The 23,030-nt window shown below is 46.3% G+C and carries 22 protein-coding genes; 16 read left to right on the top strand and 6 right to left on the bottom strand.

Annotated features, from left to right (window positions below; translation table 11 throughout):
- Positions 1 to 36: 36 nt before the first annotated feature.
- From ACY3LV_RS03385 to ACY3LV_RS03345, 9 genes are all read left to right on the top strand, one after another.
- A complete protein-coding gene (locus ACY3LV_RS03385; RefSeq protein WP_333561190.1) occupies positions 37 to 2,223 on the top strand; it encodes a DNA topoisomerase III in 2,187 nt (728 codons plus the stop codon).
- A gap of 201 nt (positions 2,224 to 2,424) precedes the next feature.
- Positions 2,425 to 3,513, top strand: a complete 1,089-nt coding sequence (locus ACY3LV_RS03380) for a lipoprotein YdaJ (protein WP_464863396.1) — start codon at positions 2,425 to 2,427, stop codon at positions 3,511 to 3,513.
- Complete coding sequence (locus ACY3LV_RS03375) at positions 3,494 to 4,345, top strand: diguanylate cyclase domain-containing protein (protein ID WP_464863395.1); 852 nt, start codon at positions 3,494 to 3,496, stop codon at positions 4,343 to 4,345. The genes ACY3LV_RS03380 and ACY3LV_RS03375 overlap by 20 nt, the downstream gene beginning before the upstream one ends.
- Before the next feature lie 10 nt (positions 4,346 to 4,355).
- The gene (locus ACY3LV_RS03370) at positions 4,356 to 6,065 is read left to right on the top strand and encodes a DUF2334 domain-containing protein (RefSeq protein ID WP_464863465.1); all 1,710 of its coding nucleotides are present in this window, start codon (positions 4,356 to 4,358) and stop codon (positions 6,063 to 6,065) included.
- Positions 6,058 to 7,320, top strand: coding sequence for a glycosyltransferase family 2 protein (locus ACY3LV_RS03365; RefSeq protein WP_148963030.1), 1,263 nt, complete (start codon positions 6,058 to 6,060; stop codon positions 7,318 to 7,320). The genes ACY3LV_RS03370 and ACY3LV_RS03365 overlap by 8 nt, the downstream gene beginning before the upstream one ends.
- Before the next feature lie 5 nt (positions 7,321 to 7,325).
- Positions 7,326 to 9,437 carry a cellulose biosynthesis cyclic di-GMP-binding regulatory protein BcsB gene (locus ACY3LV_RS03360; RefSeq protein ID WP_464863394.1) on the top strand — a complete coding sequence of 704 codons (2,112 nt, stop codon included), beginning with the start codon at positions 7,326 to 7,328 and terminating at the stop codon, positions 9,435 to 9,437.
- Between the two features lie 141 nt (positions 9,438 to 9,578).
- Positions 9,579 to 10,421 (top strand): manganese catalase, encoded by an 843-nt coding sequence (locus tag ACY3LV_RS03355; RefSeq protein ID WP_333561185.1) that lies wholly within the window; start codon positions 9,579 to 9,581, stop codon positions 10,419 to 10,421.
- Positions 10,422 to 10,659: 238 nt separating this feature from the next.
- Positions 10,660 to 11,109 (top strand): NUDIX hydrolase, encoded by a 450-nt coding sequence (locus tag ACY3LV_RS03350; RefSeq protein ID WP_148963033.1) that lies wholly within the window; start codon positions 10,660 to 10,662, stop codon positions 11,107 to 11,109.
- A gap of 66 nt (positions 11,110 to 11,175) precedes the next feature.
- Positions 11,176 to 12,900 carry a pyruvate oxidase gene (locus ACY3LV_RS03345; RefSeq protein ID WP_333561184.1) on the top strand — a complete coding sequence of 575 codons (1,725 nt, stop codon included), beginning with the start codon at positions 11,176 to 11,178 and terminating at the stop codon, positions 12,898 to 12,900.
- 299 nt (positions 12,901 to 13,199) lie between these two features.
- Here ACY3LV_RS03345 and ACY3LV_RS03340 read toward each other — a convergent pair whose 3' ends face one another.
- From ACY3LV_RS03340 to ACY3LV_RS03325, 4 genes are all read right to left on the bottom strand, one after another.
- Entirely contained in the window at positions 13,200 to 13,466 is a 267-nt protein-coding gene (locus ACY3LV_RS03340; RefSeq protein WP_087993072.1) for a hypothetical protein, read from the bottom strand.
- A gap of 104 nt (positions 13,467 to 13,570) precedes the next feature.
- On the bottom strand, positions 13,571 to 14,848 hold the full coding sequence (locus ACY3LV_RS03335; protein ID WP_464863393.1) for an Nramp family divalent metal transporter: 1,278 nt from the start codon (positions 14,846 to 14,848) through the stop codon (positions 13,571 to 13,573).
- A 227-nt stretch (positions 14,849 to 15,075) separates the two neighbouring features.
- Positions 15,076 to 15,333: a GlsB/YeaQ/YmgE family stress response membrane protein gene (locus ACY3LV_RS03330; protein ID WP_464863464.1), complete on the bottom strand. Its 258-nt coding sequence runs from the start codon at positions 15,331 to 15,333 to the stop codon at positions 15,076 to 15,078.
- Positions 15,334 to 15,410: 77 nt separating this feature from the next.
- On the bottom strand, positions 15,411 to 15,863 hold the full coding sequence (locus ACY3LV_RS03325) for a DUF2188 domain-containing protein (RefSeq protein ID WP_148963038.1): 453 nt from the start codon (positions 15,861 to 15,863) through the stop codon (positions 15,411 to 15,413).
- A gap of 116 nt (positions 15,864 to 15,979) precedes the next feature.
- Here ACY3LV_RS03325 and ACY3LV_RS03320 point away from each other — a divergent pair, with 116 nt between their 5' ends.
- From ACY3LV_RS03320 to ACY3LV_RS03300, 5 genes are all read left to right on the top strand, one after another.
- Positions 15,980 to 16,798, top strand: coding sequence for an EcsC family protein (locus ACY3LV_RS03320; protein WP_464863392.1), 819 nt, complete (start codon positions 15,980 to 15,982; stop codon positions 16,796 to 16,798).
- Between the two features lie 139 nt (positions 16,799 to 16,937).
- A complete protein-coding gene (gene gsiB, locus ACY3LV_RS03315; RefSeq protein WP_252687358.1) occupies positions 16,938 to 17,309 on the top strand; it encodes a glucose starvation-inducible protein GsiB in 372 nt (123 codons plus the stop codon).
- A gap of 136 nt (positions 17,310 to 17,445) precedes the next feature.
- Complete coding sequence (locus tag ACY3LV_RS03310) at positions 17,446 to 17,787, top strand: cupin domain-containing protein (RefSeq protein ID WP_148963041.1); 342 nt, start codon at positions 17,446 to 17,448, stop codon at positions 17,785 to 17,787.
- A complete protein-coding gene (locus tag ACY3LV_RS03305) occupies positions 17,781 to 18,140 on the top strand; it encodes a YdbC family protein (RefSeq protein WP_464863391.1) in 360 nt (119 codons plus the stop codon). The genes ACY3LV_RS03310 and ACY3LV_RS03305 overlap by 7 nt, the downstream gene beginning before the upstream one ends.
- 138 nt (positions 18,141 to 18,278) lie before the next feature.
- Entirely contained in the window at positions 18,279 to 18,665 is a 387-nt protein-coding gene (locus ACY3LV_RS03300) for a VOC family protein (protein WP_464863390.1), read from the top strand.
- Between the two features lie 41 nt (positions 18,666 to 18,706).
- Here ACY3LV_RS03300 and ACY3LV_RS03295 read toward each other — a convergent pair whose 3' ends face one another.
- A complete protein-coding gene (locus ACY3LV_RS03295) occupies positions 18,707 to 19,528 on the bottom strand; it encodes a manganese catalase (protein WP_087992980.1) in 822 nt (273 codons plus the stop codon).
- An 85-nt stretch (positions 19,529 to 19,613) separates the two neighbouring features.
- Complete coding sequence (locus ACY3LV_RS03290) at positions 19,614 to 20,666, bottom strand: TRAP transporter substrate-binding protein (protein ID WP_464863389.1); 1,053 nt, start codon at positions 20,664 to 20,666, stop codon at positions 19,614 to 19,616.
- A gap of 71 nt (positions 20,667 to 20,737) precedes the next feature.
- On the opposite strand from ACY3LV_RS03290, the gene dctS reads away from it, so the two are divergent.
- Both dctS and dctR read left to right on the top strand, forming a co-directional pair.
- Positions 20,738 to 22,345: a two-component system sensor histidine kinase DctS gene (gene dctS, locus ACY3LV_RS03285; protein ID WP_333519337.1), complete on the top strand. Its 1,608-nt coding sequence runs from the start codon at positions 20,738 to 20,740 to the stop codon at positions 22,343 to 22,345.
- Entirely contained in the window at positions 22,335 to 23,015 is a 681-nt protein-coding gene (gene dctR, locus ACY3LV_RS03280) for a two-component system response regulator DctR (protein WP_148963045.1), read from the top strand. The genes dctS and dctR overlap by 11 nt, the downstream gene beginning before the upstream one ends.
- The last annotated feature ends 15 nt before the right edge of the window (positions 23,016 to 23,030 follow it).

The raw sequence follows: 23,030 nt of genomic DNA, 5'->3' as shown, positions 1-23,030 counted from the left end.
AAAGGATGAGCGTGAAAGAAAGAGAAGTGATCAAGCATGTCAAAAACAGTTGTATTAGCTGAAAAACCTTCAGTCGGCCGGGATTTGGCCCGGGTGCTGAAGTGCCATAAAAAAGGAAACGGTTATCTCGAAGGCGATCAATATATTGTTACATGGGCTTTAGGCCATTTGGTAACACTAGCTGATCCGGAAGGCTATGGAAAAGAATTTCAATCATGGCGGCTAGAGGATCTGCCGATTATCCCTGAGCCCCTAAAGCTTGTGGTGATCAAAAAAACCGGAAAACAGTTCAACGCGGTCAAATCGCAGCTTACCCGTAAAGACGTCAATCAGATTGTCATCGCGACCGATGCAGGCCGGGAAGGGGAGCTTGTTGCGCGCTGGATCATTGAAAAAGCGAATGTCAAAAAGCCGATCAAGCGGCTGTGGATTTCATCTGTGACAGATAAAGCGATCAAGGAAGGCTTTCAAAAGCTGCGCAACGGCAAAGAATATGAAAACCTGTATCATTCTGCCGTCGCCAGAGCGGAAGCCGATTGGATTGTGGGCATTAACGCGACCCGTGCGCTCACCACAAAATTCAATGCCCAGCTCTCCTGCGGCCGTGTGCAGACACCGACGCTTGCGATGATTGCAAAGCGTGAAGCCGACATTCAAAAGTTTACGCCGGTTCCGTATTATGGCATCCGCGCGACGGTTGAGGGCATGACGCTGACATGGCAGGATCAAAAAACAAAGCAGACGAGAACGTTCAATCAAGACGTAACAAGCCGTTTGCTAAAAGACCTCGACGGAAAGCAAGCGGTCATTGCTGAGCTGAAAAAAACAGCGAAAAAAAGCTTCGCGCCTGCGCTCTATGATTTAACGGAGCTGCAGCGCGACGCCCACAAACGCTTCGGATTTTCCGCCAAAGAAACGCTTTCTGTGCTGCAAAAGCTGTATGAGCAGCATAAGCTCGTCACATATCCGCGGACAGACTCAAGATTTTTATCCGGAGATATCGTTCCGACGTTAAAAGACCGTCTGGAAGGTATGGAAGTAAAACCGTATGCCCAATATGTCAGCCGAATTAAAAAACGCGGCATCAAATCCCATAAAGGCTACGTCAATGACGCGAAGGTGTCAGATCACCACGCGATTATCCCGACCGAGGAGCCGCTCGTTCTCAGCAGTCTAAGCGATAAAGAACGAAAGCTGTATGACCTGATTGCGAAGCGTTTCCTTGCTGTGTTAATGCCGGCATTCGAATATGAGGAAACAAAGGTCATCGCAGAAATCGGCGGAGAAACCTTTACGGCGAAAGGCAAAACCATTCAGTCGCAAGGGTGGAAAGCCGTTTATGATATGGCGGATGAGGATGACGAGCAGGAGGATGACAGAGATCAGACACTCCCTGCACTTCAAAAAGGCGATACTCTTGCCGTGCGCGCCTTAACTGAAACAAGCGGCCAAACGAAGCCGCCCGCCCGCTTTAACGAAGGGACCCTGCTGTCAGCGATGGAAAACCCAAGCGCCTTTATGCAGGGAGAAGAAAAAGGCCTCGTCAAAACGCTTGGTGAAACAGGCGGCCTCGGCACGGTGGCAACGCGTGCCGATATTATTGAAAAACTGTTCAACAGCTTTTTAATAGAGAAAAAAGACAAAGATATTTTTATTACTTCTAAAGGAAAACAGCTCCTGCAGCTTGTTCCGGAGGATTTGAAATCACCTGCCTTAACGGGGGAATGGGAGCAAAAGCTGTCAGCTATCGCCGCCGGGAAATTGAAATCGGCTGTCTTTATTAAAGACATGAAGGCTTACGCTAACCAAACAGTAAAAGAAATCAAAAACAGCAGCCAGACTTTCAGACACGACAACATCACGGGAACCGCATGTCCGGAATGCGGCAAAATGATGCTGAAAGTAAACGGCAAACGCGGCACGATGCTTGTGTGCCAAGACCGTGAATGCGGAAGCAGAAAAACGGTTGCCCGAAAAACAAACGCGCGCTGCCCGAACTGCCATAAAAAAATGGAGCTTCGCGGCCAAGGCGAGGGCCAGACCTTCGCGTGTGTTTGCGGGCATCGTGAGAAGCTGTCCGTATTCGAAAAACGAAAAAACAAAGATAAAGGGCGCGCTTCCAAACGGGACGTTTCCTCTTATATGAAAAAACAAAATAATAAAGATGAGCCGATTAACAACGCGCTGGCAGAACAGCTGAAGAAACTCGGTTTGGACAAATAACCGAAAAACCTGTGCATATCGCACAGGTTTTTTATTGGACTTAGGACCCGTTTTTTCAATGTTCAAAAAGGGAAAAAAAAGCTAGCAATCTGCATTTTTTTCTTTTATAGTAAATGTAATTTGTAACATGGCAGTCATACTTTCGTCTATATATATTTGTGAGCGTCTGATTCGCTTCAGGCGACAAAGGGGGATTTGCCTGTGAGGCATTTGTTAATAGCTGTCATCTTATTCTTTTTATCTATCGGACTTTCCGCAGGGTGTGTTGAAGCTGGAAATAACGTCCAAAATCAGTCAGTGTCAGAAGTGAACGCCAGCCCGCTTCAGCCGGCGGAGTATTTCATTTATCACAATCTAATGAATGGCCAAGGGCTGATCAAAACCGATTTTTCAGACCAGCCTTCTTATTTATCAGAATCACTCGGCCTGTGGATGGCGTTTTTAGTCAGCAAAAATGACGCCCCGCATTTTCAGGAGCAATATCAGCATCTGACTGATTCATTTCTGATGAGCAATCACCTGGTGACGTGGAAGATTCAAAACGGCCAAGCGAGCGGAACGAATGCGCTGATAGATGATATGAGAATTATGCTGTCCCTTGACCAAGCCGCCGCCAAATGGGGCCGCAGTGACTACGCGCAAACGGCCCGGGATATCGGCACGGCTTTGAAGACATACAATATGAACAACGGGTTATTTACAGACTTTTACGACTCACAGGCCGCTTCAAAGGATGTGACGCTTTCATACGTCATGCCCGATGCGTTAGCTGTCTTAAAGAAGAATGGAATTATAGACGAGGAAACAGAACAGCGGAATGCCAATGTTCTCTATTCGGCTCCTTTAAAAAATGGCTTTCTGCCAAAGGTATACAGCTCGGAGACAAAGGAATACACATATGATAGTGAGATCAATCTGATAGATCAGCTGTACGCTGCTTGGCATTTGCCGGAAGGGGATGAAAAAGCCGCTGTTTTAGCGGACTGGATCAAGCAGGAATTTCAGACACACGGAAAGCTGTACGGACGATATTCGGCAGATACGAAGGAGCCTGCCGTCAAATATGAGTCGCCATCCGTATACGCATTAGCCGTATTGTTTTTAACAAAACAATATGAAGACAGTTCAGTCACCAAAGCCATATATGACAGAATGAATGACTTTGAAATTCTTGATCCGGTGAAATCGTATTATGGAGGCTATATGAGCGGCGCTCAGACGCATTCTTTTGACAATCTGCTGCCGCTGTTAGCCGAAAGGAAGCTTTTTAATGAAAATATCATTCAATAAATCACAAAAATTATTTGCTTATTTTTCAGGGCTCGTCGCAGCCCTGTCTCTGTTTATTTATTATGTGTCAGCCCAGCAATCGGAAGGCGCTCTGATCCTTTGCATCACGTTTGTCGTCATCGCCGCAGGCATATGGTTCGGCCCGATTTACGCGCTGGCGGTGACCTTAATCGTCCTCTTTGTTCTCGGCACCTTAATGATGTTTTTCCAGACTGGACAGGCTGCGCTGTTTCCGGCTGAGGAAGGCCTGCGAATACTTGTCGTGTGGGGAATCGCGCTTTTGTTGTTTTCTTTTATAGCGGGAAGAATTCATGATATTGCCGCAGAGCTAAGGCATTCAGTTGCACGGCTTCAAGCCGAAATCAAAAGCTTTGTCGCTGTTGACAGAGTGACCGGATTTGATAACAAGCAGAGGATGAAGCTGGAACTTTCAGAAGAAATCAAGCGGGCGGAACGCTACGGAAATTCTTTCGTGTTTTTGCTGCTTCATATGCATTACTTCAAAGAGTTTAAGTCTTTGTACGGTGAAAAAGAAACGGACCGCCTCTTCCAATATGTCAGTCAGCAAATTAAGACAAGCGTCCGGGAAACGGATAAGAAGTTCCGCCCCTCTGACGAGCGTATCGGGATTGTGCTGACGCACACGCCCGCTGAACATATGCCGGCCGTTCTGACAAAGCTGAAAAAACAATTGGACACGTATCAGCTGGCAAATGGGAAGTATGTGTCGCTCACGTTCCACGTCTGCCATTTGCCTTACCGCAAAGATATCAAAACAGCCGATCACTTTTTAGAAGAACTGGAAAACGAGATGATGATGAATGAACTATAAAGGAATCACGCTGCTCTGCATCACAATGCTTCTGCTTTCAGCTATTGCGTCTTTTCCCGTTTCCGCACAAGCGAAGGAGCGGGATGCCGGCATTCTCATCATCTATTCAACCTTGGACGGCAAAGAGTCATCTCAAGTCAAAATGCTCGATTTGCTTGCGGGCCACTTTACATCCCATGTGACAGTCAAAAAAGATTCGGATGTGGAAGCGTCCGATTTCAAAGGCAAAGACCATGTGATGTATTACGGCCAAACGAAAAGAAAGCTCGGCAAAAAACTGGTGTCTCTGATCAGCAGCGTCAAAACATCTGTTGTCGCCATCGGCTATAACGCAGGCCAAATCAACCAATTTTCCGGGCTTTCATTAATCAGCAAAGAACATGTATATCAGGTTCACAGCAGGTCGGAAAAGGCCGATGTGTCTCTGGAGAGCGGGCTTAACGTGCTGAGCGTATCAGGCCTGAAAGGTAAGTCGCTTTATACCTTCAAAGCCGATGACGGCAAAACGCATTCTTTTATATGGAAAACAAAAAAAGCGAATGTGTACATTGGATTAACGAATTTGTTAAATGACAATTTGATCGTGGCGAAACAGCTCAGAGAAGCTTTCGGAGAGGAAGCGGGGACAACGTTATTGTATTTGCGTCTCGAGGATATCAGCCCGATGTCTGATGAAAAATTGCTGCTTCAAGCCGGTACATATCTGCATAAGAGGCATGTTCCTTTTATCCTGGCAGTGATTCCGGTTTACTTGAATCCGGAAACTGGCGACAAAGTGTATTTGTCTGATAAACCGGAGATGGTCAAGGTGCTGAAAAAGCTGCAAAGCATGGGCGGCAGTATCATTGTTCACGGCTATACACACGCCTATCGCTACAGTGAAACAGGCGAGGGCTTTGAATTCTGGGATGCAAAGGCGGATCAGCCGATTACATCTGGAAATGCCGAAGCCACCCCGTCCATTCTGGAAAAAGAACGGGACTTTCCGAACGAACAAGCTTATAACAGCTATTTGACACCATTTCGGGAAAAGGAAGAAACGTATACAAAGCAAAAACTGACGCGTGCGATTGAGGATTTGACATCATCGGGTCTCTACCCGCTGGCGTTTGAAGCGCCGCATTACACGATGTCCGAATATGGCTATCAAATCGCCTCGCAGTATTTTACAAGCATTTTCGGGCAGGTCCAGCTCAGCGGCACAACGTGGAAAACATCCGGTGCGTCTCCGTATGTGACAACTCCTTCGATGCTGGATGGAATGACGCTGTATCCGGAAACGATCGGCTTTGTCGATACATCAAAACAAAACCCGCTCGGCGATATGGAAGAGCACATCGCCCAGATGATTGATTTTGAAGGCGGAGTAGCCGGCGGGTTTTATCACCCGTATCTTGGAATGAAATATCTGCCGGAGCTGGTTGATCAGATGGAACGCATTCCAGACAGTGAATGGCTGGATTTAAAGAAAACGAAACAAACCGTCAAAACAGACAAAGTTGAAATTCATACAAGCGGTGACGGAACGATTCAGGTGAAAAACGGCGTAAGCGCCATTGACGAGTTTTTCGATCATCATCGGCAAACTCCTCTGGAAAAGGCGTTATGGATTCTCTCCGCGATCGTGCTCTTATTTGTCGTCATGTTTTTCAGTTATACGTTTTACTTGAGAGCCACATTGAAAAAACGAATTTTTAAGGAGAGAAGAAGCCTTGGGTAATACGCTGTTCTTTATCTCACTAAGTTTAATTTGGGTCATGCTTCTCTACCACATGTTTCTCATGCAGGGCGGGTTCCGCCACTATATGACCTTCGAACGGAATATCCCGAAGTGGAGAGAAAACATGAAGGAGCTGCCAAAGGTCAGTGTCCTTATTCCGGCGCATAACGAAGAGGTTGTGATTCGGCAGACGCTGAAGGCGATGGTCAACCTTTATTATCCGAAGGACCGGCTGGAGATCATCGTCGTTAATGACAATTCATCAGACCGGACGGGTGATATCGTCAATGAATTTTCCGAGACATACGATTTCATCAAAATGGTGATCACGAAGCCGCCAAACGCAGGAAAAGGCAAATCCTCCGCGCTTAACTCTGGTTTTGCCGAATCGAACGGCGATGTGATCTGTGTATATGACGCCGACAACACGCCTGAGAAAATGGCCGTGTATTACCTCGTTCTCGGCCTGATGAATGACGAAAAGGCAGGCGCCGTGGTTGGGAAATTCCGCGTCATTAATGCGGCAAAAACGCTGCTGACGAAGTTTATTAATATCGAAACGATCTGTTTTCAGTGGATGGCCCAAGGAGGCAGATGGAAGTGGTTCAAAATCGCCACGATCCCGGGCACCAACTTCGCGATCCGCAGAAGCATTATCGAAAAGCTCGGGGGCTGGGATGACAAAGCGCTTGCTGAGGATACCGAGCTGACCATCCGGGTGTATAATCTCGGCTATCACATCCGCTTTTTCCCTGCCGCCATCACTTGGGAGCAGGAGCCGGAAACGTGGAAGGTGTGGTGGCGCCAGCGCACCAGATGGGCACGCGGCAATCAATATGTCGTACTGAAATTTTTGGCGCAGTTTTTCAAACTGAAACGAAAACGGATTATCTTTGATTTGTTTTATTTTTTCTTTACGTATTTCCTGTTTTTCTTTGGCGTGATCATGTCAAATACGATATTTGTCATCAATTTGTTTTATGATTTGCATTTATCGGTCGGATTTTTGGCAATGGTCCTCTGGATCTTGGCGTTCTTCTTATTTATGACAGAGGTCATGATTACGTTGAGCATTGAAAAAACAGAAATGAACAGGCAAAACTTTTTTATCGTATTTCTCATGTACTTTACATACTCGCAGGCATGGATTGTGCTCGTTATCTATTCTTTATTCGTAGAAATCAAGCACCGTTTATTCAAGCAGGAGGTCAAATGGTACAAAACAGAACGATACAATCAACATAAAAGCGGGTGACCTTTTTGAAACAAATAATGATTTTTCTCACAAGCTTCATGCTTCTGGCGATGACCGGACAAGCGGCTTTAGCCAAAGAGGTGCAGGTCAGCGGTTCGCTTCTCGGAAAAAGCAGCCAAGAACAAGCCAAACAGCAGGTGCTGACAAGCGACCTGATGACACTGTACGGATCAAAAGACAGCGCGGAGCTGACGTATCAGATTCCGGCAGGCGCCTCTTCTGGCAATCAGCAATTGGTGATTGAATACGAGGCTTCAAATCTTTTAATTTCTCCATCATCGTTAACGGCTGTCATTGACGATGAACCGGTCAAAACGGTAAAGCTTAATGGTGATTCCAAACGGAAAACATTGAAGCTTAACCTGAATAAAAGCCAGTCTGCCCAGGGCTATCACAACGTCTCGCTGAAATTTTACGGCGTAATGAAAGAGGGCGTCTGCGTCAGACAGGATACGTCCGGCAACTGGATCAAAATTTATCCGGACAGCCGCCTGACGCTGGCGGACAGCAGTGAAGCAAAGGGAACGACGCTGGACCATTATCCATATCCTTTCGCCCAATCGGGAAATACAGCCGAGGAAACTGCCATCGTCATTCCGGACGACCCAAGTTCGGCGGAAATTGAAGCAGCAGTGAAAACAGAAGGCTATTTGAAAACGGCCGACAGCAGTGTCACCATTTCGTATGTCACGGAATCTGAACTGAAGAAAATCGACAAGCCGACGATTTTCATCGGAGTGGACAAGCATTGGAACGGAAAGGTGAAAAAGCTGATGACACAAGCCGGCTTACAGGCAAAAGGAGAAAAACTTCTGCTTGCAGAGCGGGTGCTGAAAGCAGAGAGCAAGCAGCAGCCGGTTCTGTTTGCGCAAGCCGCATCCGATGACGTGCTCACTGAAAAAATCAGTGTCATTACGGATCAGACTTATACAGGCCAGCTCAGCGGCGATACACTCTCAATCAGCAAGCTTAAGCAGGCTGAAAAAAAAGAAAGCAATAGGCTGACCCTCAAGAATTTTGGAGCGGATGATATCACAATTGGAGCTGACAAAACATCTTCAGCACATTATTTTTATCCTGCATCGGCGGTTTTAGATGAAAACCAATCAGCGAAGCTGTCGCTTAAGCTGAAAAAGTCCGAAACGATTCAAGCTTCAACGGCCGAAAACGAATCGGCTGCTCAGGCTGCAGAACTGAAAGTCATGATCAACGGCCAGCCGCACTCGGTCCGGCTTGATGATTTAGGAAAAGAAGATAAAAACGGATTCTATCATGCCATGGTAAAAGTGGATCCTAAGCTGCTTCAGAAAAACCGCTACATTGATATTCAGTTCGTCACAACTGGGTTAAAGGAAAACAATCCTTGCAACACCGCTGACGAAGAAAAGTGGGTCTTTATCGATAAAAACAGTACATTGTCTTACACCGTCAAAGGCATGTCTCCGTCAGCGGATTTTCAAGAGTGGCCGCTTCCTTACGCCGGAAATCAGGAACAGGCAACGCTGATCGTGATTCCTGACACCTTAAACCAATCGAAGCTTGAGGAGCTTTCTCTCGTAACCGAGTCCTTTGGCAGCGAAGCGCAGCATTCATATACGGTGAAGAAATCCTCTGACGTAACAGCAAATGATGCCAAAGGACGGAACCTCATTTTCTTAGGGGGCATCAATCAATTTTCTCTTCTGAAGGAGAAATCATCAGAACTGCTTGTGCCGCAAGCGAAGAACGGTTCGTTTGATGTATCAGGTTTTGAAATGCTGAATGAGACAACAAAACAAGTGGCATTTACCCAAGCATCTCTTTGGGATACACGCTACACAATGGCTGTCTTTGCACCGTCAAAAGGAAAAGGCGCGGCCGTCACGAAAGAAATCATCAACTATCTCAACAGCACCGATGACTCGGCAACCGTCGTTAATGAAACAAACAGCCAGCAGGTGTTTACAAACCACCAGCAGCTCAAATCAGAAGCAAACAGTTCCAGTGAAGAGCAGCCATCACAAGATAATGGCCAGAAATGGCTGTATATTGGTGTGCTGGCACTCATTATGGTGATTGCGGCAGTGTTCATTTGGGTTGCCGTACGACGCAGAAAAAGAAAGGCAGACAGGGGATAGCACGTGAAGAATGATGTCTCTATCGTTCTCCATTCATTTGGTACAACACTCATACAGAGTGTTGTATTTTTTTTGGCCTATACATGAAAACAGGAAACAGAGCCATCCTAAACCTTAATGAAATGAATTGGAGGGATGCAGATGTTTTTCCACGTGAAAGAGTTACAATATAATGCCAAACCTGACCGGCCAGACCCCGTTTACGCGAAAAAATTGCAAGAAATATTAGGCGGACAGTTCGGTGAAATTTCTGTCATGATGCAGTATTTATTTCAAGGCTGGAACTGCAGAGCTGATCAAAAGTACCGTGACATGCTTCTTGATATCGGCACAGAAGAAATTGCCCATGTGGAAATGCTGGCAACGATGATAGCTCAGCTGCTTGATAAAGCGCCAATTGAAGAACAAGAGCAAATGGCTAAAGATCCTGTCATTGGAGCTGTAATGGGAGGGATGAATCCTCATCATGCCATCGTAGGAGGTTTGGGGGCTAAACCAGATGATAGTGTGGGATACCCTTGGACAGCCCGATATACGATTGCAAGCGGAAATCTGCTCGCCGATTTCCGTGCAAACCTTAATGCTGAATCGCAAGGCAGGCTGCAAGCTGTCCGTCTATATGAAATGACAGATGATAAAGGTGTGAGGGATATGCTGTCCTTCCTGATTGCAAGGGACACGATGCATCAAAATCAATGGCTGGCGGCCATTCAAGAATTGGAGGAACGTGAAGGCGTGGTTGTCCCAAGTACATTTAATCGTGAATACGAAAAACAAGAAGTTTCCTATTCATTCATGGACTGCTCTAAAGGAACTGAAAGCCAAAGCGGGCGCTGGGCGTCAGGGACTAGTATGGATGGAAAAGGGAATTTCGAATATGTTGGGGAGCCTGAGGCTATGGGCCAAAAACCAATGCTCAAGCCGGCGCCTCCGTACGTTCACGGCACAATGCCGGCCGACGGCGCATCATCGCTGGAACATTAACGAAACATTATGGGCTGCCAACCATGTCTTAGCAGCTGGTTATTGCTAACGTGATGATTGAAAAAAACGGGCTGGCATACCATCCTTTACAGCCAATCGGCCTTCTTTCTCAGAGTCCGCTGTTGTGAAAAAAAGGACATAATGAATGCCGCACTGCCGTATCATTTTAAAAAGGAAAGCAACTATGACCAAGGGGAAAACGACCTTGGTCTTTTTTGCGTGAAAAGGAGAATTGGCAATGTATACGCAAGGTTCATTTGTCATTGTATCGAACGAAAAACATCAGATTCTGCTGGTGAAACGAAAGGACGTCCCTTTATGGGATCTGCCGGGCGGCAGGGTCGATCCCGGGGAAACGGCTGAGGCAGCGGCAGTCCGGGAGGTGTTGGAAGAAACGGGATACAACGCAGCGCTTTCTGCGAAAATAGGTGTCTACCAAAGGCCGAAGTTTCAAGATGAACAGCATGTGTTTGCCGGATACATAACAGGCGGACAAGCGATAACGAGCGGCATGGAGACAGCGGATTTGAAGTGGTTTTCTCCGCAGCGTTTACCGCTATTTATAGTGCCGAACCGAAAAAGGCAAATCAAAGATTTTATGAGCGGCTCTCTAGACGCAACCGTCACTCTCAAGGACAGCGGCATGCTTGCGGCGATTGGCCTGTTGAAAAGAAGACTGGGCAAGTGATAAAGGTCTCCGGGTTTTAAAGAAGCTATCCTGTGGTATTGAAAATAGGAAAAAGGAGGATACGGCATGGCACACAAAACTGCAGGACAAGCAATGACAGAACTGCTTGAACAATGGGGAGTTGATCATGTATACGGCATCCCCGGAGACAGTATCAATGAGTTTATTGAAGAATTAAGACACGAAAGAAATCAATTGAAATTCATTCAAACCCGCCATGAAGAGGTGGCTGCGCTGGCGGCCGCGGCTGAAGCAAAACTCACCGGCAAAATCGGTGTCTGCCTGTCGATCGCAGGGCCGGGGGCGGTGCACTTATTAAATGGTTTATATGATGCAAAAGCGGACGGCGCCCCTGTGCTGGCGATTGCAGGACAGGTTTCATCAGGCGAAGTCGGACGGGATTATTTTCAGGAGATCAAGCTTGAGCAAATGTTTGAAGACGTGGCAGTATTCAACAGAGAGGTACATAGCGCGGAATCACTGCCGGATCTCTTGAATCAGGCGATTCGCACCGCCTGCAGCAAAAAAGGCGTTGCGGTATTGAGCGTGTCAGATGATTTGTTCGCGGAGAAAATCAAACGTGAGCCCGTATACACGTCACCAGTGTATATTGAAGGGAACCTTGAACCGAAAAAAGAACAGCTCATCACTTGCGCGCAATATATAAATAACGCCAAGAAGCCGATTATTTTGGCGGGGCAGGGAATGAAAAAGGCGAAACGTGAGCTGCTGGAATTTGCGGACAAAGCCGCGGCCCCGATCGTTGTCACGCTCCCCGCAAAAGGCGTTGTTCCCGATAAGCACCCGCATTTTCTCGGCAACCTCGGGCAGATCGGCACAAAGCCGGCTTACGAGGCAATGGAGGAATGTGATTTATTAATCATGCTCGGAACTTCATTCCCATATCGCGATTATTTGCCTGATGACACGCCGGCGATCCAGCTTGATTCAGATCCGGCGAAAATCGGAAAACGCTATCCGGTGACAGCGGGTCTTGTTTGTGATTCGGCTCACGGCCTGCGCGAATTGACAGAGTTTATTGAACGGAAGGAAGACAGAAGGTTTCTGGAAGCCTGCACTGAACATATGCAGCATTGGTGGAACGAAATTGAAAAAGATGAGACAGAGGCGGCAACACCGCTCAAACCCCAGCAGGTCGTGGCGCGGCTTGAGGAAGCGGCAGCCGATGATGCAGTGCTTTCTGTAGATGTCGGCACTGTGACAGTCTGGATGGCTCGTCATTTCAAAATGAAAGCAAACCAGGATTTCGTCGTTTCCAGCTGGCTTGCGACAATGGGCTGCGGCCTGCCGGGAGCAATCGCCGCAAGCTTGTCAGAACCAGAGCGCCAAGCGATCGCCGTCTGCGGTGACGGAGGCTTCTCCATGGTCATGCAGGATCTTCCGACCGCTGTTAAATATAAGCTCCCCATTACCGTTGTCATTTTAAACAACGAAAATCTCGGCATGATTGAGTATGAGCAGCAGGTCAAAGGCAATATCGACTATGTCACCAAGCTTCAAAATGTCGACTATGCCGCATTTGCAGAAAGCTGCGGAGCGAAGGGCATCAAGGTGACCAGAACGGAAGAACTGGCGCCTGCTTTCCATGAGGCGCTGCACGCTGACCAACCGGTCGTAGTGGACGTTATGATCGGAAACGAACCGCCGCTGCCTGGAAAAATCACCTACGGGCAGGCAAAAGGCTTCAGCAAATACATGCTGAAAAATTTCTTCGAAAACCAAAAAATCGAAATGCCGTCACTGAAGAAAAGTTTAAAACGGTTATTCTAAAAAAACAGGGGTCTCGTGAGACCCCTGTTTTTTAGGTGTTGGAAACAAATGGATTGTAAGTTATCATAGCATTATATTGAATGATAGGAGGAAAGCATGTTTGAATCCATAAAATTAGCGGTGTACTTATTGGGATCTCTAGGAATGATCTATGCAGCCTGTCACGATATTCGCCATGCTCAAAACGGACAAAAGGACAAATGCATCTTCTTTCAAAACAAAAAGATCAGCGCATTTGTCCTTGTATGTTTCATATGTTTATTTTTATCAAATCTTACAGCGTTCATGTCTCTATAAGTTTATTTCTCTTTCTTCTTAAGCCCAAAAAAGAAAGGAAAAGCAGAACCAACCAATAACGTTCCGAATAAAAACATGCCGCCGATAAACACGTGGAAATTGGTGTGTCCGGCCGTAAACGCGGTGACCAAGGAAATGATACTGAGCACGATCATGGCGATGCCGGGCGCGACTCTCATTTTCCCCTTGGATTTATAGGCAACAGCAGAACATAAAATGCCGATTACAATAGGAACAATCCATAAATAAAACAGAATAAATAATGACATCATCAAAACTCCGATTTTTTCTTCTATCATAACAAATTTCTGGCAAAAAGGGTATCAATGAGCTTTTGCGCAATATCAAAAACCGGCTTAGCAGCCGGTTTTTTCTAACGAAATGTATCAACAATTAAAAACACGTTCAAAGCGACGATCAATACAGCGATCAGCCAAGACACCACTGTGACCCATTTGGCGTTGATCAGGGCTCCCATAATCCGTTTATTGCTTGTAAACATAATAAGCGGGATTAAGGCGAAGGCAATCCCGAAGGACAGCACGACCTGGCTCATGACGAGAGCTGTTGTTGGGTTGACGCCTGATGCGATAATCAAGATCGGCGGAATGATTGTGATAAAACGCCGCACATACAGCGGAATGCGGTAGTTGATAAATCCCTGCATAATCACGTCACCTGAAAGCGTGCCGACTGACGAACTGGACAGTCCGGCAACGAGCAGTCCGATCCCGAATAAAACGGCTGACATTGGGCTGACAAGATGTCCGAATTGCTGAAAGGCGACATCAAGATCCTCGACAAACAGCCCGTTTTTGAAGAATAATGCGGCAGCCACGATCAGCATGCTCGCATTAATCGCACCTGCGATCAGCATCGCTATTAAAATATCAATAAATTCAAATCTGAAGATTTTTTTCCGTTCAGTATCAGTTTTCCCGACAACCCGCCGCTGTGTAAGTGCTGAGTGTAAATAAATGGCGTGCGGCATAACGGTTGCACCGAGAATACCCGCTGCGAGAAGCACACTGTCAGTGCCTTGAAATGCCGGAACAAAAAGGCCCTTCATCACTGACACGGCATCAGGCTTGGCGAAAAAGGTCTGCAGCGCAAAGGCGATCACCACCACAAACAGCATGCCGGTAATGCCGGCTTCAAGTGAACGATATCCGCGGCGCTGAAGCTCCAATATCGCGAAAGAGCCGATCGCCGCTATAATAGACGCTTCAAGCATCGGGATGCCGAACAGCAAATACAGTCCCAGAGCCGCTCCGATAAATTCCGCCAGATCAGTCGCGATAATGACCAGCTCGCCCTGAATCCATAATCCGATGGAGACAGGCTTGGGGAATTCTTCACGGGCAACTTCGGGCAGGTTTTTGCCTGTCGCGATACCGAGTTTAGCGGAGAGTGATTGAATTAAAAGCGCCATTATATTAGAAAATAAAATCACCCATAGCAGCATATACCCGTATTTAGAACCTGCTGATATATTCGTTGCGAAGTTGCCGGGATCAATATAGGCGATGGCTGCTATAAATGCAGGGCCTAGAAAAGGAAGCAGTCCTCTAAACCCTCTGGTTTTCCCGTCAAGCGCCTCTTGGACTGCTTTGGAACGGGGAGATTGTGCTGTGATGTCTTTGTTCATCATGTCTCACCTGAATTCTGATTGTTTTTAGCCATACAACAAAGAGTTTCCTTAATGCAAATTATTTTATCTACATCATATGACCATCCCGGTTTCTTGTCAACCGAAAACGTTCATTCACTTTCAAATTTTCCCCTGTTATGTCACATGATATGTAAAGATTCAAATAAAGTCCCACATAAAAAGACATCGTTTCAGATCGAAACGATGCCTCCTGTATCAAAATGAGTCTAGGCTTCCTTCCGCAGCCCGCGGAATATGAGGCTCAGTAAGAACATGAGGATGGCGGCCCCGATAATTGCCGGGATAATGGCAAAGCCGCCGAGGCTCGGCCCCCAAGTGCCAAAGAGTCCGTGTCCGATCCATGCTCCCACCAGCCCGGCAATCATTGAGCCGAAAATTCCTCCTGGCATCCGGTTCCCCACAATGGCGCTTCCGATTAATCCGATTAGGATAGCAACAACTAATGAAACCAAAAAGCTAAGCATCATGCTCACTCCTCATAAATGATTTATCAATCAATAACCGCTCATGCCAAACCCGAAACACCGAATAGCATATCGCTTTATGATCCTGTTTTGATCTTTCTCTGCACGCTGCCATCAGCTAAATGAACAATCACTTCAGTGCCTTTATGCGCTGCGATCTCCTTTGCCCGTTCAATTGCTTCTTTCTTTGTACCCTTGATCTCAGATACACGTTTAGCATCCTCGGCTTTGACCGCCCAGCCGTTTTTATGCTTGATGACATGTTCTGCTTTATCCATGAGCTCAGAACCTTTTCCGCTGCTTGGATCTTCATCGTGTTCTGTCTCATCACCATTCTTGAGGAAATCATCAATTTCTTTTTTCGAGGCGTTTTCCGCCCATTCCTTTGCCTTGCTTGTCGCAATCGGAATTGCGCGGCCGTCCTCGTAGCCCTCATCGATCATCGCATTTGCAATGTCAATCGCTTTTTTCTTCACCGGGTTCTCAAGATTTTTCAATGAAGCGGGATAATCCTTCATCGACCAAGGCATGTCCATCACTCCTTTTCCTTTTATAAAAATGGTACCCGCAGGTGAAAAATAAAAACGTTTCCGGAAAATGAAGGTATACTATACAGTAGAAAAAACAGAAGGGAAGTGCGGGTTGGGTGAAAACAGAACGAAAAGAAGACTTGCATCAGCAATTAAAAGAAATAGAGAAATGGGAAAAAGATCAGCAAAAAGTCTGGTTTTGGGAAAAACTCAGCCGTCTCCCGTTTCAGCTACTGGACAAGCTGACACCGGAATTCATCCAGAAAAAGATCGGCAAGCTCTTGGATGAGCTCGGCAGCTTTGTCCAAACAGGAGGGCAGTATCTGACATCTGAAAAACAGATTATCAAGATGTTTCAAAAGAAACTGCCGGAGGAGACCTTCGAATCACTTGAAGACGTACAACAAGCCCCTCTTCCTATCATGGATGAAATTGCGGAAGGAATGGGCAAAAACAGGATTAACGCCGCAACTGTTCAAGGCGCGACAACGGGTGTGGGCGGCGTGTTTACGCTGGCGGCAGACATTCCGGCCGTGCTTGGCCTGTCGTTAAAAACGTTGCAGGATATCGCGGTTGCTTACGGCTTTGACCCAAAGGAGAAAAAGGAGCGGGTCTTCATCGTAAAATGTATGCAGCTGACTTCGGCTGATGTTGTCGGCAAAAAATCGATTTTGAATGAATTAAAAGACTACGATCAAGACCGTACATATAAGAATGTCGCTTCTCAAATCCAAGGCTGGCGTGAAGTTGTTTTAGGCTATCGCGACACGTTTGGCTGGAAAAAGCTTTTTCAACTGGTGCCGGTCGCGGGAATGGTCTTTGGCGCGTCAGCCAATCGCTCGACATTAAACGACATTACCGAAACGGGCATGATGTTGTATAAAAAGCGCCGCATTCTTGAGCGGCTGAAAGAAAAAGAACGAGAGATGGAATAACAAAAAAAGCAGACGAAGCAGACGGACACCGCGCTCCGCCTGCTTTTTTTAGTGGAAACACACCCAATGTGTTTTGTTTGTTTAAAAGGATGGATAGCGGGAATACAACAACCAACACCAATTAAAGGAGGAATTCAAAATGGCAGACGATAACAAAATGAGCAGAGAAGAAGCAGGTAGAAAAGGCGGAGAAACAACAAGCAAAAACCATGATAAAGAATTCTATCAAGAGATTGGTCAAAAAGGCGGAGAAGCCACTAGCGAAAACCATGACAAAGAATTCTACCAAGAAATCGGTGAAAAAGGCGGAGAAGCCACTAGCCAAAACCATGACAAAGAATTCTATCAAGAAATTGGCGAAAAAGGCGGAGAAGCCACTAGCGAAAATCATGACAAAGAATTCTATCAAGAAATCGGCCGTAAAGGCGGAGAGGCAACAAGCAAAAATCATGATAAAGAATTCTACCAAGAAATTGGCTCAAAAGGCGGAAACGCCCGCAACAACGACTAATCAAAAGCATGAAGGCAGACAACCTGTAGAAGGTAAAAAGCGATCCGGCGAAACAGCTGGATCGCTTTTTTATTTTGGAAATAACTTGATCTAAAACGGTGCTGCGATACAATAAGTGAAAAAGGGGTTTTCACTAATGTCCGAGATCCAAAACATGCTCGCCATCGCCAATGAAGTCAAAGAAAAACACGCCAATTTTTCAATTTCAGAGGTCAATGACCATTGCGTGCGCCTCGCAGTGTTTACGGGAGAATATGACTGGCACCATCACCCAGACTCAGATGAATTGTTCATTGTTCTTGAAGGTGAGCTGCTGATTGATTTTAAGGACAAAGAAACTGTGGTACTCAAAGCGAATGACAGCCTGCTCATCACGAAAGGAACGGTTCACCGCACGCGCTCTTACGTCAGAACGGTGAATCTCTGTGTCGAGCATACACAGGCGAAAACAGTCATCATAGAGGAATTGCCATGCTAATCAAAAAGATTGTATGTGAAGTAGATGCTGCAAACGCCGAAGCATTTTCAAAAGCGCAGTCACAGTGGGGGGCATTGTCACATGTGGCCGGCTTTGTCAAACAGGCCGGCGGCTGGCGAACATCAGCAGACAGGCCGCTTACCGCAGAGATCATCAGCGTTTGGGAGGACAGAGAAGTTTATGAAGCTTTTATGGAGAACGAACACGACGTTATCTATGAAGAAATCGGGCAAAAGGCTACGTTATATTCAATAGAAGTGACGTTTACTCAGGCTGATGCAGAGGAGGCCGCTTGCATGTTTGGCAACCAGGAAATTGAATACGAGCCTGGATGGACCGTGACAAAAGCTTAGTTAAGGGAAGTCGTTTTAAAAAAGATGATAAGCTGATTTTATCACTCATTATAACAATGTAGATATTCTCCTGTTATTTTGATTGAATTAGAATGAAGAAAATGGAATTCAATTGGGGAATCAGGGGGATTGATTTAGATGACTTTTCATTTTAAGGGAATTGATCATATTCAGCTTGCGGCTCCTAAAGGCTGTGAAACTGCTGCAAGACAATTTTACGTCGGCATATTAGGCTTTCGGGAAATTGAAAAACCTGATGAGTTAAAAGCCCGAGGCGGGGTCTGGTTCACTTTTGGGAATAGACAATTGCATATCGGGATAGTAGAACCTTTTGTTCCCGCTAAAAAAGCACACCCCGCCTTTGAGGTTATGAATATAGAAGGCTTAAAAGAACATTTGAAATTAAATGGAATTGGAATTGTTGCGGACAATAAACTTCTGGGAGCGGACAGATTCTATGTTTTAGATCCATTTGGCAATCGTCTTGAGATGCTTGAGTGGCAGAAAACGCGCAAAAAAGGATAGATCACGGTTGATGATGATCTATCCTTTTTATGATTGTATCTTTACTCGCGTCCAGGAAGCGTATCATGAACAAAAGGCGGTGCTGGTTTTAATTCCGGTTTTTCTCCAAACGCTTTCGCTTCTTTTACATATTCAAAGGCTTCTCCGTCCGGCGCTTTTTCGTTCAGCCAAGTTTGCTCGGCGCTTTCTTCGCCTTCAGAGAAATTAATAAGCTGATGCGAGAACTCTTGCTTTTCGAGTGCTTTCGGGAATGTTCCCGGCACAATCGGGCCTTCTTGTGCTTCTAATTCTTTAATGGCGGCGAGCCATTGATTTTGGTGCATCGTGTCACGCGCCAGCAGGAAGCTGAGCATATCTTTAACGCCTTTGTCATCTGTCATTTCAAACAGGCGTGCGACCTGCAGACGGCCTTGTGATTCCGCATTCAGATTGGCGCGGAAGTCTGCCAGCAGGTTTCCGCTTGCAACGATATAGCCGCCGCTCCAAGGGACGCCTGTACTGTTTTCCGGCATGGCGCCAAGTCCTGATACAATCGCATGGTGAGGGTTCATGCCGCCCAGAATGGAGCCGATGACCGGATCTTCAGCGGCTTTTTCCTGCTGATCGAGCGGGGCATCCTCAAGAAGTCTGGCGATCATTGTGGCGATCATTTCAACATGCCCGAGTTCCTCAGTTGCCGTATCCATCAGCAAATCCTTGTATTTTTCATTTCCTCTTGTATTCCAGCCTTGAAATAAGTACTGCATGGCAACAGAAATTTCTCCAAATTGCCCGCCTAAAATTTCTTGCATTTTTTTCGCGAATAATGGATCTGGACGATCTGGTTTAGCAGGATGCTGCAGCATTTTCGTGTGCTTAAACATGTTTCCATCTCCTTTTTTCGTTTATCCCTTTTTATATTTCCGATCAATTGAAAGATAAACGAAAAACAGCGTATCGAGATAGAGATTACGAATCCTTTCGCAGCTCTAAAAGCTCCTGAATCAGCTTCCGGCCGAAGATAGGCTCGTACTGCCGGTAAACAGGATCAAGGCGCTTCATCCATTCTTTTTTCTCTTTATCTGACAGCTCGTAGATGTGAATAGAAGAACTCATTTTGATGACTTCCAGCTGCTCCTTGTTCATTTGTTCGGCATGCATTTCATTCCACTCTGTCGTTTCCTTCATCGCTTCTGTCAAAATGCGCCGTGTTTCCGGTGTTTGCGCGTTCCAAAAATGCTCATCCGTCATGACAGCGTAGCCGAGATAACCGTGGCTGCTTATTGTCAAATGGTCCTGAACATTATAAAATTTTTTAGAATAGATGTTTGAAATGGTATTTTCTTCGCCATCGACTGTATGGTTTTCTAACAGCTGAAAGGTAGAATTGAAGGATTCCTGATGAGGCTTTGCGCCAAGCAGCTTGAACTGATCTTCTATCACATCGCTTTGCATAATGCGGAGATCTTGTCCTTTTAAATCATCCGGGGTTTTGACCGGCCCTTGATTTGTCGTGATTTGCTTAAAGCCGTTCGTCCAATAGGCGAGTCCTTTTAATTGGTTTTTCTTTAGCGAATCAAACAGCTGTGTGCCGATGCTGCCGTGCAGTCCTTTTTTGACGGCTTCGTAATTTGTAAATGCATACGGCAGATCCAGCACGCCCCATTCAGGCGAGAGCATGCCGAGCTTCGATGTGGAGGGGGCGATAAATTGAACATCGCCGTTTTGCAATGCTTCAATTTCTTCAATGTCCGAATACAGGCTTCCATTCGGAAACACTTCAATTTTTATTTTTCCGCCTGATTTCTCGTTTACCAGCTCGGCGAATTTATTGGCGGCCAGCCCTTTCGGCGTGTTTTCGGCAACCACATGGCTGAATGTAAACACGATTTGATCCTGTAAGCCTTCCTGATCGTCATCATAAACGATCTCTTCACTGCCGGAACGATCATGGAATCCGATAAATAAAGCGGTTGCAATTCCGGCGATCATCAGTGCGAGACATGCAAACAAACTCTTCATGAAAAGCCCTCCCCTATGTTTTAAGGATAATGGGGGACATGCCATTCGTAAAGACCTGAAAGGAGAAGCTGATGAACAAAAAGAAGCTCTCAATCCGTTGGAAAATCACGATCTTATCCTATATACTCGTCATTTTCTCCTTTTTGATCGGCGGCATTGTGCTCATCGGCAATATCCAGCATACAGAGGAGCGGGAGCTGAAAAAACGTTTGATGAATACGGCCCGGACAGTGTCGGAGATGACAGAAGTGAAAGAGGCCTTGGCGCGAAAAAAACAAACAGAAGCTGTTCGCCATGCGGTTGAAGAGATCAGGATGATTAATGAAGCAGACTATATTGTCGTCATGGATATGAATCACATCCGCTACACGCATCCTGTCAGTACAAGTATCGGCAAGAAATCCAAGGGTGCAGACGAAGAGGCGGCGTTTGCGGAGCATATTTATTTCTCAGAAGCAAAGGGCGAGATCGGCACGGCGGTCCGCGCTTTTTATCCGGTGAAGGATCACGAGCTGAACCAGAGCGGCGTGGTGCTTGTCGGGAAAACACTACCGGGGATTACCGACATATTGCTTCAGTTAAAACACGATATCGCATTCATCGTTGTACTGACACTCGGCTTCGGCCTTGCAGGTTCCTTTCTGCTGGCCCGCCATATCAAAAAACAAATGTTTCAGCTTGAGCCTCATGAGATTGTCCGAATGTATGAAGAACGGACAGCGACGTTTCACTCCATGAACGAAGGCGTGATTGCCATCGACAACCGGCTTATCATTACGATTTTCAATGAAAAAGCGAAACAGATCTTTGAGGTGCAGGGCGATCTGGTCGGAAAGGTGATCTGGGAGGTTCTTAAGGATTCGCGCCTGCCCGAAATCGTGGAGCGGAACAAAGCGGTTTATAATGAAGAAATTCGCGTCAGCGGAAAGGTGATTATGAGCAGCAGAATTCCGATCGTCATGAAGAAAAAAGTCATCGGCGCCGTCGCGATTTTTCAGGACAGAACGGAAGCGGCTAAGATGGCGGAGGAGTTGACCGGCGTCAAAAACTTTGTAGAGGCGCTCCGCGTCCAAAACCATGAGCATATGAATAAGCTGCATACGATCGCCGGTCTCATCCAGCTGGGGAAATCTGAAAAAGCCTTGCAGCTTGCATTCCGGGCGTCAACTGAGCAGGAAAATGTGACTGAATTTCTTCATCGCTCGATTCAAAATGACGCTGCGGCTGGCCTTCTATTAAGTAAAATCAGAAGAGGAAGGGAGCTGGGCATTGCTGTTCATATTGATGAAAACAGCAGCCTTCAGCAATTTCCTGAGCATGTTGATCAGCATGATATCGTTGTGCTTCTTGGCAACCTGATTGAAAATGCCTTCGGTTCATTTGAAACGGTTCAATCTAATGACAAACGGATTGACATCAGCATCGAACAAACGGATGATATCCTGGCAATTTTAATAGAAGATAACGGCCGCGGGATTGAATCGGCACATATGCCGCACCTTTACGACAAAGGATTTACAGTGAATAAAACAGGCGGCACAGGCTATGGCCTGTATCTAGTCAAACAAATTACAGACAAAGGATCGGGCACGATAGAAGTGGATTCACACGCAGGGCAAGGAACAGCTTTTTCTATCGTTTTTCCAATGAAGGGGGAGGAAGCGCAGCATGGCTCTTAAAGAATGGAAGGTTCTGCTCATTGAAGATGATCCGATGGTTCAAGAGGTAAACAAGGATTTCATCACAACTGTCAGCGGCTTTATTGTCTGTGCAACAGCGGGAAACGGAGAAGAAGGCATCAAGCTAATTAAAGAAAAACAGCCCGACCTCGTCATTCTCGATGTGTACATGCCGAAAAAAGACGGGATCAAAACGTTGCAGGAGATCAGAAAGCAAAAGCTTGAAGTGGATATCATTGTCGTTTCCGCTGCAAAAGACAAAGAAACGATCTCCCTTATGCTGCAAAATGGAGCGGCTGACTATATCTTAAAACCATTTAAGCTTGAGCGAATGAGACAGGCACTTGAAAAGTACAAGCAATATAAACAAAAAATAGAAGCGAATGATACGCTGTCCCAGGAACAGCTCGATGCGATCCTGAATATTCCGCAGCAGGCCGTACAGGATCTGCCAAAAGGATTGAATCATTTTACGATGAATGAAGTCACTGCTTTTTTGAAGCGCCAAACCGCATCTCTTTCTGCAGAAGAGGTCGCCAAGGCGCTCGGTATCGCCAGAGTGACAGCCAGGCGATACCTTGATTATCTAGAAAAAAAAGGAACCATTAAGCTGGACGTTCAATACGGCGGAATCGGCCGTCCTGTCAACCGCTACGTGTTTAAAGGATAAACCTGAGACCAAAAA

The sequence above is a fragment of the Bacillus sp. 11C genome, assembly GCF_055486375.1.
Note: the sequence above shows the minus strand (reverse complement) of the source record. Positions and strands in the feature narration are given on the sequence as shown.